This is a genomic window from Alistipes sp. DJF_B185 (assembly GCF_964250025.1).
In the GTDB taxonomy this organism is placed as follows: Bacteria; Bacteroidota; Bacteroidia; order Bacteroidales; family Rikenellaceae; genus Alistipes; species Alistipes finegoldii.
This window is the reverse complement of the sequence record NZ_CAXUDY010000104.1, coordinates 1-548: the sequence shown is the minus strand read 5'-3', so window position 1 is coordinate 548 and position 548 is coordinate 1. Positions and strand designations below refer to the sequence as shown.

The window sequence follows — 548 nt, the reverse complement described above, 5'->3', positions numbered from 1 at the left end:
ATCCGCACCCAGATCGGCAAGCACTATCAGGATATCTGCGACCGGGAGTCATACGTTACGGCCGAAAAGGTCAAGAATGCCTATCTCGGCTTCGGAGAGAAATACCGGCTGCTTCTCGAAGCGTTCGAGAAATTCACCGGCGACCTCAAGAAACGTGTCGGCATCGACCGCTGCCACGGTACATGGAACCGCTACTATAAATCCATCGACCATCTGCGGACTTTCATGCGTAAGGAGTATAACGTGAGCGATATGCCGTTGGCGGAGTTGGAACAGTCGTTCATCGAGCAATACCACGTCTACCTTAAATCCGATCTGGGGCTCAAGCCTACGACCGTCAGCGGTTATCTCAAATGCCTGAAATACGTTGTCAAAATCGCGTTCAACAACGGCTGGATGCCTCGCAACCCCTTTTCCCTCTATCAATATACGGCTCCGAATCCGGAACGTAGTTTTTTAACGGAAGATGAACTCCGGCGTATGATGACTACCGAGCTGCGGTATAAGCGTCAGGACTATAACCGCGATATGTTCCTGTTCTCCTGCTT

At 51.1% G+C, this 548-nt stretch carries 1 protein-coding gene; it reads left to right on the top strand.

The annotated features are described in order from the left end of the window. Positions 1–548: phage integrase SAM-like domain-containing protein (locus ACESTR_RS16440; RefSeq protein WP_373179472.1), on the top strand; the 548-nt coding region annotated here is incomplete at both ends.